This is a genomic window from Duganella sp. CF517, from assembly GCF_900110275.1.
Taxonomy (GTDB): domain Bacteria; phylum Pseudomonadota; class Gammaproteobacteria; order Burkholderiales; family Burkholderiaceae_D; genus Rugamonas.
Window position 1 is genome coordinate 440243 of record NZ_FODC01000005.1, and the last position, 13546, is coordinate 453788.

The 13546-nt window shown below is 64.9% G+C and carries 9 protein-coding genes; 4 read left to right on the forward strand and 5 right to left on the reverse strand.

Going from position 1 to position 13546, the window contains the following annotated elements; translation table 11 throughout:
* Positions 1-200: 200 nt before the first annotated feature.
* Positions 201-3350, forward strand: a complete 3150-nt coding sequence (locus BMX85_RS21270; protein ID WP_229210599.1) for a ligand-binding sensor domain-containing diguanylate cyclase — start codon at positions 201-203, stop codon at positions 3348-3350.
* Between the two features lie 11 nt (positions 3351-3361).
* Positions 3362-3550: an oxidoreductase-like domain-containing protein gene (locus tag BMX85_RS21275; protein WP_229210600.1), complete on the forward strand. Its 189-nt coding sequence runs from the start codon at positions 3362-3364 to the stop codon at positions 3548-3550.
* A 99-nt stretch (positions 3551-3649) separates the two neighbouring features.
* Here BMX85_RS21275 and BMX85_RS21280 read toward each other — a convergent pair whose 3' ends face one another.
* Together BMX85_RS21280 and BMX85_RS21285 are read right to left on the reverse strand one after the other, a co-directional pair.
* Positions 3650-5338, reverse strand: coding sequence for a methyl-accepting chemotaxis protein (locus BMX85_RS21280; protein WP_090323383.1), 1689 nt, complete (start codon positions 5336-5338; stop codon positions 3650-3652).
* A 183-nt stretch (positions 5339-5521) separates the two neighbouring features.
* Positions 5522-7765, reverse strand: coding sequence for a TonB-dependent receptor (locus BMX85_RS21285; RefSeq protein ID WP_090323386.1), 2244 nt, complete (start codon positions 7763-7765; stop codon positions 5522-5524).
* A gap of 162 nt (positions 7766-7927) precedes the next feature.
* On the opposite strand from BMX85_RS21285, the gene BMX85_RS21290 reads away from it, so the two are divergent.
* Positions 7928-8296, forward strand: coding sequence for a hypothetical protein (locus BMX85_RS21290; RefSeq protein ID WP_177196842.1), 369 nt, complete (start codon positions 7928-7930; stop codon positions 8294-8296).
* On the opposite strand, the gene BMX85_RS21295 is transcribed toward BMX85_RS21290, so the two are convergent.
* Together BMX85_RS21295 and BMX85_RS21300 are read right to left on the reverse strand one after the other, a co-directional pair.
* Positions 8282-10414, reverse strand: a complete 2133-nt coding sequence (locus tag BMX85_RS21295) for a putative bifunctional diguanylate cyclase/phosphodiesterase (RefSeq protein ID WP_229210601.1) — start codon at positions 10412-10414, stop codon at positions 8282-8284. The genes BMX85_RS21290 and BMX85_RS21295 overlap by 15 nt on opposite strands.
* A gap of 372 nt (positions 10415-10786) precedes the next feature.
* Positions 10787-11392, reverse strand: a complete 606-nt coding sequence (locus BMX85_RS21300) for a LysE/ArgO family amino acid transporter (protein ID WP_090323391.1) — start codon at positions 11390-11392, stop codon at positions 10787-10789.
* A gap of 87 nt (positions 11393-11479) precedes the next feature.
* Here BMX85_RS21300 and BMX85_RS21305 point away from each other — a divergent pair, with 87 nt between their 5' ends.
* Positions 11480-12373 (forward strand): LysR family transcriptional regulator ArgP, encoded by an 894-nt coding sequence (locus BMX85_RS21305; protein WP_090323394.1) that lies wholly within the window; start codon positions 11480-11482, stop codon positions 12371-12373.
* On the opposite strand, the gene BMX85_RS21310 is transcribed toward BMX85_RS21305, so the two are convergent.
* Complete coding sequence (locus tag BMX85_RS21310; protein WP_229210602.1) at positions 12370-13494, reverse strand: class I SAM-dependent methyltransferase; 1125 nt, start codon at positions 13492-13494, stop codon at positions 12370-12372. The two genes, BMX85_RS21305 and BMX85_RS21310, sit on opposite strands and share 4 nt — an antisense overlap.
* Between the last annotated feature and the right edge of the window lie 52 nt (positions 13495-13546).

The window sequence follows — 13546 nt, forward strand, 5'->3', positions numbered from 1 at the left end:
ATACCCTAAATACGGCAAAGACGCTAAAAGTGCCAGCTTTTATATCGAAACCATTGCATCATTGGCATGTATAATAGGGTTTCTGTTCAGAATCTATCTTAGTCGGGCGTAACATCGCCCGCTGACGCGCGCGTCGTTACGCCATCGGACACTCCACCATGTTTGTGCTATTAACGGCCCTACGCCGGGGCTATCGCCTATTGCTGTCATCGCTGTCATCGCTGTCATGGCCGTCGCCGGCGCGCGCCGCGCCGCCGCTCGCGCTGTCGTTGGCGCTGTCGTTGGCGCTCTTGACGGCCGTGCTGGCCGCGACGCCCTCGCCGGCCGGTGCCGCGCCGGCGCCGTCGCTGCGCTTCAAGAAACTCGGCCCGCTGGGCGGCGACGAGCCGTCGATGCTGTCGATGATGCAGGACCGCAAAGGCTACGTGTGGGTCGGCACCCACACCAACGGCCTGTACCGCTACAACGGCTACCAGGCGGTCAAGTACGCCAATATCCCCAACGACCCGACCAGCCTGCCGCACGACCGCGTCTCGGCCATCTACGAGGACAAGCAGGGCCGCATCTGGGCCGGCACCCAGGCCGGGCTGGCGCGCTTCAATCCCGAGAGCAACAACTTCACCGTGCTGGCCCCGGCCAAGGCGCCGAAGAACCACCGCATCGTCAAGAACATCATTTCCGACGGCAAGGACGGCATGTGGATCGGCAGCTGGGGCGGGCTGCAGCACTTCAACCCGAACACCGGCAAGTTCACCGTCTACGCCCACGACGACAACGACCCCGACAGCCTGGCCAGCAACGACCTCAACGCGCTGGCGCTGGACGACCGGGGCGGCGTGTGGATCGGCACCTGGCCCGGCGGCCTGGACTACCTGGCGCCCGGCGCCAAGGTGTTCCGCCACCACCAGGTCGATCCGGCGCCGGTGCCCGACGCCCGCGTCAACATCGTGCGCGCGCTCAAGTTCGACCGCGGCGGCGCGCTGTGGATCGGCACCGAGTCGGGCGTGATCCGCTGGGACGGCAAGGGCGACTGGGCCGGCCGGCGCGCGATCGAGTCGCCATACAGCCGCATCACCAATTTCGACGTCGACGACAAGGGCGTGCTGTGGTGCACCACGCTGTCGGCCGGGCTGCTGCGCTGGAACGAGGCCGACGGCAAGTTCGATCAGTTCGTGCACGCCTCCGACGATCCGTACAGCCTGCCCGGCGACAACCTGCGCGCGGTGATGCAGGACCGCGGCGGCATGCTGTGGATCGCCTCGTTCACCGACGGCATCGCGCTGGCCAACCTGTCGAGCGAAGGCTTCACGCGCCACGTGCCGTTCCGCATCGACCGCCGCTCGGCGCCGGCCAGCAACGCGTTGCTGAGCCTGGCGCGGGCGCCGGACGGACGCCTGTGGATGGGCGGCAACGTCGGCATGAGCCTGTACGATCCGGCCACCAGCACCGTCATCAAGAGCTACCACGCCGACGACAAGACGCCGGGCAAGCTGTCGCACGCGATCGTCTACAGCATGTTCCAGGACACGCGCGCGGACAAGGACGGCAAGAAGCCGCTGTGGCTGGGCACCTCGAACGGCCTGAACCGCCTGGACACGCCCGACAGCCCGTTCCAGGCCATCCACTTCGGCAACACCGCCAGCGACTACATCAACGCCATCGCGCCGGCCGGCGGCGGCGCGCTGTGGCTGGCGACGGGCAACAGCCTGATCCGCTACGACCCGCGCACCGACGCCCGCAAGATCTATTACAACGATCCGCAAAACATCAGCAGCCGCAGCGTCAACGGCACCTCGGCGGTGCTGGAGGACAGCAGCGGGCGCGTGTGGGCCGGCTCCGAATGGAACGGCGGCGGGCTCGACCTGCTCGACCAGGCCAGCGGCAAGTTCACCCACTTCCGCCACGCCAACGACGACGCCGCCAGCCTGTCCGACGACAACATCGTCAGCCTGCACGAGGACGCCAAAGGCCGGATCTGGGTCGGCACCAGCAAGGGCCTGAACCTGATGCAGGCCCGCGCCGACGGCAAGATCGGCTTCAAGTCGTACGCGGCGGCGATGCGCGCGCACAAGATCCTGGCCATCGAACACGACCTGGAAGGCAATATCTGGTGCAGCACCATCGCCGGCCTGTTCCGCCTCGATCCGGACACGGGCAAGGTCAGCCACTTCACCTCGTCGGACGGGCTGAGCGAGGGCTTCACCGTCAACTCGTCGGCCACGTCGGCCGACGGCGTGCTGTACTTCGGCGGCGTGCACGGCATGACCGCCGTGACGCCGGCCAACGTGCGCACCCGCTCGGTGCCGCCGCAGGTGGCGATCACCGACATCACCGTCTTCAACCATTCGCTGCAGAACGGCCAGCCGCGCGCCGACGTCAAGGCCGAGGGGCCGGTGACGGCGCCGACCGCGCTGACCCTGTCGTCGCAGGCGTCGGTGTTCTCGCTCGAGTTCGCGGCGCTGCACTACACCGAGCCGGCCGAGAACCGCTACGCCTACCAGCTGCAGGGCTTCGACCGCGAATGGGTGCACACCGACGCCTCGCACCGCAGCGCCAGCTACACCAACCTCAATCCGGGCCACTACCTGTTCCGGGTCAAGGCCGCCAACCACCTGGGCGTGTGGAACGAGGAGCCGGCCACGTTGAAGATCACCATCACGCCGCCGTTCTGGCAGCGCTGGTGGTTCCGGCTGGGCATGGCGGTGCTGATCGTCGGCTCGCTGGTGCTGGCCTACAAGATCCGCATCCACCGGCTGACCCGGCACCAGCTGGAGCTGGAGGCGCTGGTGGCCGCGCGCACCGGCGAGCTGGAGGAATCGAACCGCAAGCTCGCCGCGCTCAGCACCACCGACGGCCTGACCGGCGTGAGCAACCGCCGCGGCTTCGACCTGGCGCTCGCGGCCGAATGGCGGCGCGCCGCCCGCACCGGCCAGACCTTGGCGCTGTCGATGCTCGACGTCGACTACTTCAAGAAGTACAACGACCACTACGGCCACCAGGCCGGCGACGCCGCGCTGCGCAGCGTCGCCGAGCTGATAACCTCGCACGGACGGCGCACCACCGACATCGTGGCGCGCTACGGCGGCGAGGAGTTCGCGCTGCTGGCGGCCGCCACCGACGCCACCGACGCCTTCGGCGCGGCCGAGGAGATCTGCGCGCAGCTGGTGCTGGCGCGGCTGCCGCACGAGCAGTCGCCGTTCGGCATCCTGACCATCAGCATCGGCGTGGCCGTGATCGTGCCGACCGAGGACACCTCGCCCGAGGTGCTGGTGGAGATGGCCGACCGGGCGCTGTACCGGGCCAAGGAAAAAGGCCGCAACATGGCGCTGCTGGCAATGCCGCCGCTGTGATGGAGAAGGCGGTGAAGGAGGACGATCCCGAGCCGGCGGCGCCGCAGCCGCCGGGTCCGCGCGACTGCTGCCACAGCGGCTGCACCTGGTGCGTCGACGATCTGTATCAGGACGAGCTGGAGAAGTATCGGGCGGCGCACCAGGCGTGGCTGGCGCGGCGCGATCATCGGAACGACACGGGGGACACCGGAAACACGTAGGCCGGGTTAGCGCGGCGTCATCGGCCATGCGTGCGCCGCGCTATGCGTGCATGGCCGATGACGGCGTGCCGCCCGATCCGCGCTACGCGCAACCGTGGTTCAGAAGGTTTCCCATTCGTCGCCATCGGCGACCTGCTTGACCGGCTTGGCCGGTTTCTTCGGCGCCAGCGCCACCCGTGCCGGTGCCGGTGCCGGCGCGGCCAGCGGCTTGCGCGGCACCGGCGCCGCCATCGCCGCCGACCCGCTTAGCTTGAAGATACTGACCACCTCGCTCAAGCGCGCCGCCTGCTCCTGCATCGACTCGGCCGCCGCCGCCGCCTGCTCCACCAGCGCCGCGTTCTGCTGCGTCACCTGGTCCATCTGCGTGATCGCCACGTTGACCTGCTCGATGCCGTCGCTCTGCTCGGCGCTGGCCGAGGTGATCTCGCTCATGATGTCGGTCACGCGGGTGATGCTCGAGACGATCTCGTTCATCGTGGTGCCGGCCTGGTCGACCAGCTGCGAGCCGGCCTCGACCTTTTCCACCGAATCGCTGATGAGCAACTTGATGTCCTTGGCCGCCGCCGCCGAGCGCTGCGCCAGGTTGCGCACCTCGGAGGCGACCACTGCGAAGCCACGGCCCTGCTCGCCGGCGCGCGCCGCTTCCACGGCGGCGTTGAGCGCCAGGATGTTGGTCTGGAAGGCGATGCCGTCGATCACCGAAATGATGTCGACGATCTTGCGCGACGATTCGTTGATCGACGACATCGTGCCGACCACCTGCCCCACCACGTCGCCGCCCTTGATGGCGATGCCGGAGGCCGACTGCGCCAGCTGGTTGGCCTGGCGGGCGTTGTCGGCGTTTTGCTTGACGGTGCTGGTCAGCTCCTCCATCGACGACGCCGTTTCCTCCAAACTCGACGCCTGTTCCTCGGTGCGCGACGACAGGTCCTGGTTGCCGGCGGCGATCTCGGCCGACGCCGTGGCGATGGTGTCGGTACCGCTGCGCACCTGGCTGACCAGGCGCTGCAGATTGCCGGTCATGTCGCGCAGCGCGCCCATCAGTTGCCCCGTTTCGCAGGCGCTTTCCACCTCGATGGTGCGGGTCAGGTCGCCGCCGGCGACGGCCGTCGCCACCGACACCGCCTGCTGCAGCGGCGCCGACACGACGCGGGCGATCCACAGCGCCAGCGCGACGCCGACGCCGATGTTGACCAGCAGCAGGATGACCGACGTCATGCGCGCGTTTTCATACGTGACGGTGGCGGCGTCGCTGGCGGCGTCGCCGCCGTCGATGTTCAGTTTGACAAGCTTGTTGACCGCTTCGGTCAGGGTCGCCATCGTCTTGGCGGACGCGCCGCGCGACAGCGCGCGCGCCTCGTCCTTCTGGCCGCCGGCCGAGAACTTGACGATTTTGTCGTGCTCGGACATGAAGGCGGTCCAGGCCTGGTCGAACTCGGCCGCGATGGCCTTCTCCTCGGCGCTGCTGATCAGCTTTTCATACGCCGCGCGATGCCCCTTGATCGTCGCCAGCGTGTCGTCCATCCGTTTCTCGTACGTGGTGAAGCCGGCCGGGTCGTCGTTGATCAGGTGCGCCAGTTCCCAACGGCGCATCTCGCCGATATCGGTGCGCAGTTCCAGCGCCATGCGCACGCTCGGCATCCAGTTCGACGCCAGGTCGTCCGAGGCCTGGTTAACCCGCGACATCGACATCATCGCGGCCACGCCCATCACCGCGGTCAGCAACAGCACGACACCAAAAGAGACTACTAATTTGGTAGCGATTTTCAGGTCATAAAACCATTTCACGGCATACTCCTCGAGCTCAAAAGTCTCGGTAGTATGAGGCGATGCGGCGGCCGCTGCCAGCGCCACACCGCAGTTGTAGCCCATAAGCAACAAAGGCGTTCCACTCTCTAAACCTTGCGCGAAACGCAAAATTTATCGATTGGAACGCCTGCTTGCGGCGCCGGCGCGGGCCGGCGTTTGCGCTTACAACTTGCCGTTGAGGGTGACGAAGATCTGGCGCGGCGCACCGGTCAGCAAGGTCTGCGCGGTGCCGTTCGGATCGCGGGCCTGGAAGCCGTTGGTGCCGATGGTGCCGATGTATTCCTTGTCGAGCAGGTTGGTCACGTTCACCTGCAGCGACAATTCCTTGAGCAAGCCCAGCGACTTCATCTTGTAGCCGGCCGACAGGTTGGCCAGCCAGAACGACGGCACGCCGTTGTCGTTCATGTAGGTGTAGTAGCGCTTGCCGGTGAGCTTGCCGCCGAGGCGGGCGAACCAGCTGCCGGTCTCGTACGACGCTTCGGTGCTGAACAGGTTGCGCGGCGCGTTGACCACGGTCTTGCCGCTGACCGGCACCAGGGTGCTGCCGTCCATGTAGTCCGACTTGTACTTGGAATCGTTGAAGGTGTACGAGTTGAACCAGCTGATCTCGCGGTTCAGTTTCCACACGGCGATCGCTTCGACGCCCTTGGTGTCGACCTTGCCGACGTTGACGAAGGTCGACGGGCAACCGACGATGCCGGCGCAGGTGGCCACGCTCAGTTGACGGTCGTCGAAGCGGGCGTTGTAGACGGCCAGCGAACCCTGGATGGCGGCGCGCTTGAAGCGGTAGCCGAGGTCGACGTTGGTGGAGGTTTCCGGCTTCAGGCTGGCGACGCCGGCGTTGTAGGCGTCTTGCGTCTGCGAGAACGGCCCGCCCACGCCCGGCTGATGCGCGCGCATGTTTTTCGAGGCCGACGCGAACACCTCGTCGTCGGCGCTGATGGCGTAGTTGACGCCGGCTTGCGGCAGGAAGTTCTTTTCGGCCGACAGCTTGCCGGCGGCGCGGGTGCCGACGATGTTGCGGGCGGCGATGTCGACGCTCATGCTCTTGAAACCGGCGTTGATTTTAAGCTTGCCGTCCATCAGGCTCAGGCTGTCCTGCAGGTAGTACTGCGCGGTGGTGGTGATGAAGTTTTGCGCCCAGTCGGTGCGGAACGGGTTGCGCAGGTAGACCATCGTGTCGGCCGGGCCGGTGACGGCATAGTAGTTGCGGCTGCCGGTGTGGTCGTTGCGTTCGCCCCAGGCGCCGGCGGTGATGGTGTGGTTGCCCAGGTCCCAGGTCAGGTCGGTCGTCACGCCGTGGCGCTTGATCTCGTATTCGGTGGTGCGCAGCGAGATCGGGTTGGCGGCGTTGGTGGCGACGTACGGCGTGTACCAGTGGCCCTGGCCTTCGTTCTCGTGGTTGTAGAGCGTGGTCTTCAGTTGGAAGGCCGGCGTGAAGTTCAGGTCCAGGGTCAGGCCGCCCAGGGTGTCCTTGCGCAGGCCGCCGGCCGAGTAGTAGGCGTCGTCGAGGCTGTTGACGCCGCCGCTGAACTGGCCCTTGGCGGCGTTGACCGCGCGCTGGAAATCCGGCTGGTAGTTGTCCCACTCGTAGCCGAGGCGGTTGATCATTTCCTTCGACATGTCCTGGTAGTCGATTTCCTTGCGGTCCGAATGGTTCAGGAAGGCGGTCAGGCTGTTCTGGCCGAAGTTGAACACGAAGCGCGAGTTGATCTGGTCCTGGTCCTGGGCGCCCTCGCCCTTGGTCTTGTCGGTGCGCTGGCGGGTGCCGCTGATGAAGGCCTTGACGGCGCCGTTGATCAGGCCGGTGTCGACACGCACGAAGGTGCGCGAGGTCGAATCGCTGCCCAGGGTTTGCGAGGCGGTCACGCCGAACTCGTCGGTCGGCGCCAGCGTGAAGAACTGCACCGTGCCGCCCAGGTTGCTGGTGGAGGCGGTGCCCAGCGAGCCGGCGCCCTGCGACACTTGGACGCCGCCGATGTTTTCCGACGAGATGGCGCGGCTGATGTGCAGGCCGTTGTTGTTACCGTAGCTCATGTCGCCCAGCGGCACGCCGTCCAGGGTGAAGCCCAGCTGGCTCTGGTTGAAACCGCGGATGCTGAACGAGGTCGACCACTCGTAGGCGCCGAACGGATCGGCCGACTGGAAGTTCACGCCCGGCAGCTTGTCGAGCACCTTCAGCGGGCTGGTGCCCGGCAGCGCCTCGGCCAGGTCGGCCTTGTTGATGTTCTGCACCTGGCGCGACTGGCCGCGGCCGGTGATCTCCACCGTTTGCATCGGACCGGCCAGGGCGCCGGCGGCGGCGGCGCTATCGGCGGCGTCGGCGGCGTCGGCCGCGTACGCCTGGACGGCCAGTGCTTGCAGGACCACCAGGCACAAAGGTTTCAGAGGGAAGCGCTGTTGCATGAGTGTTCTTCTTTCTTGCGGGTTAGTGGAATGATCGACTCGCAAGATTGTAGGAACGGCATGTGACGTTGCGATGACGGTGCTATGACATCTGGATGACATGGCAACAATTTGCAAAGGGAATCGGGTAAGCTGCTATTTTGGCGGGACCTGGAGGCGGCCATGTTGCGGATGATCATGTTGCTGATGGCGACGGTGGGGGTGGCGTTGCTGGGTGCGCCGCCGGCGGCGCTCGCCTTCGAGCGCCCCTTCCCGCCCGACGCGCTGCGCGGCAGGATGACGCCGGGCTATTTTCCCGACGTCGGCATCGACGGCAAGGCGCGCCGGTTGTCGCCCTCCGCGCGCATCTTCAATCAAGACAACACCATCGACATGCCCGGCTCGCTGCGTGGCAGCGATATCGTCGTCAATTACACCGTCGACGCCACCGGCCATATCGACCGCATCTGGATACTGACGCGCGACGAGGCGGCGCGCAAACTACCGACGGCGGCGGAGGCCGCCGCCGCCGGCAACTCAGGAAGCCGATAGCCGCCGTGCGCCGGCGAAGCGCAGCAGCTCGTCCGGCGCGATCGGCCGCGACAAATAATAGCCTTGCAGGTAGTGGCACCCCATCGTTTCCAGGATCGCCGCCTGGCCGGCCGTCTCGACGCCCTCGGCCACCAAGCGCAGCCCCAGGCTGTGTCCCATGGCGATGATGGCGTTCACCAGACTGTTGCTGCGCTCGCTATGCTCGATGTCCATGACGAAGGCGCGGTCGATCTTCAAGGTGTTCAGCTGGAAGCGGGTCAGGTAGCTGAGCGACGAATAACCGGTGCCGAAGTCGTCGAGCGACATGCTCACGCCCAGGGCGCGCAGCCGCCGCAGCACCGCGCGCACCTGGCCGCCGTCGTCGATCAGCACGCGCTCGGTCAATTCCAGCTCCAGCCGGTGGCCGTCCAGGCCGTTGCTGGCGAGCGCCTGCTCCACCAGGCCCACGAAGGCCGGGTCGGCCAACTGCCAGGCCGAGACGTTGATGCTGATCGTCAAGCCGCCGAGCGGGCCGTCGCGCCAGCGCGCGACCTGGCGGCATGCCTCGTTCAGCACCCAGGTGCCGATGGCGACGATCATGCCGCTGTCCTCGGCGACCGGGATGAAGCGGTCCGGCGCCACCCACCCCAGCGCGGCGCTGTGCCAGCGCAGCAACGCCTCGACCTTGGCCGGCTTGCCGGTCCGGGCGTCGACGATGGGCTGGTACAGCAGGGTGAACTCGCCGGCCTCGATGGCGCCGCGCAAGGCGCCGTCGATCACCAGCGCCTCCTTGGCGGCGGCGTTCATGGCGTCGTTGAAGAAACGCAGCTCGCCGCGCCCGGCTTTCTTGGCCTCGTACATGGCGATGTCGGCATTGCGTATCAGCATATCGCTATCGCTTCCGTGCAATGGATAGCACGCGACGCCGACGCTGGCCGACAGGGCGATCGCATGGTGGGACAGGTCGAAACGGTTGGCGATGGCGCCGATGACGCGCTCGGCGCATTCGGTGGCCATCTGCTCGGCCGTGCCCGGCGCCAGATCGGGCATGACGACGATGAACTCGTCGCCGCCGAACCGGGCCAGCACGTCGTCCGGGCGCAGCACGCCGTACAAGCGGTGGGCGGTCTGGCGCAGCAGTTCGTCGCCGATGGCGTGTCCGAAGGAATCGTTGACCCGCTTGAACTTGTCCAGGTCGAGGAACAGCACCGCGCATTCCCGCCCGGCCGCCGCCGCGCCGGCGACTTCCTGCGCCAGCGACACCGACAGCGCGTGGCGGTTGAAAAAGCCGGTCACCGGATCGATGCGGGCGGCGCGGTACAGCATGTCGTCCTTTTTCTTGCGCTCGCTGATGTCGATCAGCTGGATCAGGCAATACAGGCGGCCGCGCTCGATATAGGGAGAGCCCATCATCTCGACCGGCAGCTTGACGCCGTTATGCAATTTAAACGTCGCCGTTTCGGTCAGCGGATACTGGACGCCCTTGGCCTCGAAACGCTGGAAATACGCGTCGGCGATGGCCGGGGTCAGGTCCGGCAGCAGCTCGCACACGTGCTTGCCCACCAGGTCGGACGGGCTGTCGAACCCCAGCAGGCTGGCGCAGCGTTCGTTGGCGACATGAACGTAGCCGCGCCGGTCCCGTATCAAAAAACCATGACTGAGGCTGTCGATGGTGCGCGCGTAGCGTTGCTGGATCTCGTCCTGCACCGAATAGATCAGGCCGAGCATCGACAGGGTTTTGAGCAGGGAGGTGCCGGCGAACCAGACCAAATACAGCTCCGGTGTCAGGGTAATCGAAGAGACGATGTTAAATAGTCCGCGCGCGATCAAGGTATAACCGAGCCAGCGGTAACGCTGTTGGGCCTGCACCAAACGCACGCCCATCCATAACATGACGGCACCGCTGATCGACGCGGTGGCGGGCGCCACCAGGTCATAATAAGCGTTCCACAACAGATAGAATATGCCGGTCAGCGCGGCGGCGGCAATTAATATTCCCCGCAAATGCCGGCGGCGCAGATCGCCGAGAAAATATTGTGTGCCGCCCCAATAACCGACCATGCCGGCGGTGAGCATCAGCGCGCATATAAACAGGCGAATCTGGTGCGGCAGAAACTTTGCGCCGACAAACCACGTCATGACGCCGATCATTATCGCGATCTGCCCCATACCCCAGAACAGGGCGTGTTTCTCTTTACGCTGGGTTAGCCAGAGAAATATAAGCAAGACGCTCAAAATGGCATCCGACGCAAAGGCCGCCGCCATCATCGACTCGCTTAAGTAATTGCCCGGTTCCATACGTATTTAATCCCACTGGTCGGTGCGCCATATCTTCGCAACTTTCAACATTGTATGCGAACTGTTGGCGGGATCGTTCCCGATGGAAATAAATTTACAACCAGATGAAGTCGGCTGGCGAAAAACTGGGCAGCAGGCGCAACATTTCGTGGTTTTCATGCCAAAAATCAGCACGAACCAGCCAATTTTCAGCCTGAACCCGTCTTGCGGCGGCTACACGAACAACGTAACCGCCAATGTCCACATTACCAGCGCGATCACACCGTCCAATATCTGCCAGGCACGCGGACGAGTGAATACCGGTATCAAAAAGCGTGCACCCCACCCCAATCCGCAAAACCATATAACCGACGCCAGCATTGCGCCCAATGCAAAATAAACCGGTCCGGCGCCGATTTGCTGGCCGCCTATCGAACCAAGTAATACCACCGTATCGAGATAAACGTGCGGATTCAATAAACTGAACGCCAGCATCGCTCCGATCACCGCATGGCGGCTGGCGGCGGGTTTAGCATTGTCGGCTTCCATCGCAACCGGATTCAATGCGGAACGCGCCGCCCTCACCCCGTACCAGAATAAAAACCCGGCGCCAGCCAATTTAATCCAGAAGAGCAATCCGGGCGCCTCGACAATTAACTTGCCCATGCCGGCGACGCCGGCGCCGATCAGCATCACATCGCAGATAATGCAAATGGCGATGCAGGTCAGCACGTACTCTTTCTTTAAAGCCTGACGCAGTAAATAAGCGTTTTGCGATCCGATGGCGACGATCAATCCCCCGCCCAGCCCCATGCCCTTTAAAAATGCGGTCACTTCCATGCGTCCTCCAGTGTTCAAGGACGACAGCGTAGCGCCCGCCGAAAGATAAGTATAATTAATAATACTGACCAAATATTAGGAACGCTAATGAGCCGGATCGACTATCGCGGACTGGCGGCGCTGGACGCCGTAATCGACCATGGAAGTTTCGACAAGGCCGCGGCAGCCCTGTCGATCACCCAATCGGCCGTCTCCCAGCGCATCCGCATGCTGGAGAACAGTGCCGGCGAGTTGCTGATCGTGCGCAGCCAGCCGCCGGTGGCGACCGAGGCCGGCCAGCGGCTGATCGCCCACTATCGCCAGGTGCAGCTGCTGGAAGCAGCGCTGACCGAATTTCGGCACGCCGGACCCGGTGCCGCGCCCCTGCCGGAAATCGCCATCGCCATCAATGCCGACAGCGCCGCCACCTGGCTACAGGAAGCGGTCGCGCCATTGATGGGCTCGGGCGACTGCATGTTGCACATCCGCCTCGACGACCAGGACCACACGCTGACGATGCTGCGCGAAGGCCGTGTTTTCGGCTGCGTTACCAGCGAAACGGCGCAAGTTGCGGGCACCACGTCCACCCCGCTCGGCGCCATGCGGTATGTATGCGTCAGCAGTCCGGCGTTCGCGGCGCGCTGGTTCCCGGATGGCTTCACCGCCGATGCCGTCCAGCACGCTCCCGCCTTGCATTTCGACCGCAAGGATATGCTGCAGACGCGCTTTGTCGCGCAGCGCACCGGCCATACCGGACGGGTGCCGCACCATTCGCTGTCCAGTTCGGACGGGTATGTACGCTTCATCGAAGCCGGATTTGCCTACGGCATGCTGCCGCTGCTGCAATGCGAAGCGCAGCTGAAAGCGGGAACGTTGGTGGATCTGGCGCCGGGCCACGTGCTGGACGTGCCGCTGACCTGGCATATCTGGGATATCCAGACGCCATTTACCCGCACGCTGTCGGACAATATCGTCGCGACCGCGCGCAAATGGTTGCTTTAGGCTGTGCCCGCCCGTGCATCCATGGCGTCCAGATCCTGGCGGGCGCGCGCTTCCCACTCGTCCGCGTCCGGTTGATGCGGATGCGTGATGTCCGCCGGCGGCAGCGACTCCAGCTTGCCGGTGCGTTTATACAGCATCACGTTGGTCCAGGCGACCGTGCCGGCAGGGAAATAATGCAGCAGCGTGAAGGCCGGATGCTTGAGCGCGTAGGTGGTGGTCGTCACCAGCGCGCCCTCTTGCAGTTCGCGCGCCAGCTTGTCGGCCAGCGCGTCCATCAGCGGGCCGAAACAGGTGCTGTACAAGAACACCAGGCTGGCGCCGTGCACGTCGACCTTGAACATGTCGCTTTCGACAAAGGAGATGCGCGATGCCAGGTCGAGCAGGTGGCTGCCGGTGGTCGCGTCGCCGAAAGGCAAGGTCAACGGGGCGTTGGCTGTCAGCGGCGTCGGCAGATGGGCTACGCCGCGCTCGGCCAGCACCAGCAGATTGTGCAGGCGCTGCAGCGCCATGCGGTGGCGGTAGCCCATGCACTCGACACCGACGCAGCGCTGGAACGGAAACGCCAGCGCCGCCGACATCACCACCTTGCCCAGTCCGCTACCCAGATCGACCATGACGCCGCCGGGACGGATCGCCGGCGCGATGGCGTCAAACAGGTTATCGAGCTCGTAGCGGGCGAATTCGCCATAGATCAGGCCGCCGTCCTCGATCAGCCAGGCGCGGATTTCGTCGTCGCCGATCTGTTCCAGGTCGCGGAAACCGGGTGGCGCCGGTTGCTTGGGCAGCATGCCGTGCGGCTGTATGCTCGCCGGCAAGGTGCCGATGATCACGCCCAGATGCGGGCGCAGGCGCTGCAGCAGGTAGTCGCGGCGCGATTTGTCTTCGAGGCAGGCCCGCAGCGCGTAGCCGACCTCGATGAATCCAAGAAAGCGGGAATCGGGCACCAGGTCCAGCAGCGGCCGCACATGCTTTTCGCCGCCTTGTATGCTTTGAAACAGCGCTTCAAAGATATCGGCGGGTTGCTTGAAGCTGGCGACCGGTGTGACCGGCCCGTCTTCGGTGCGGAAAACTGGCGGCATCGTGTGACTGTTCATCGGCGGCTTCAGGTGGGGGAGTCTCATACTGCATCTCATCAGTATTCTAGAACAGATCGATCCCGCGTGTGGTCACTAT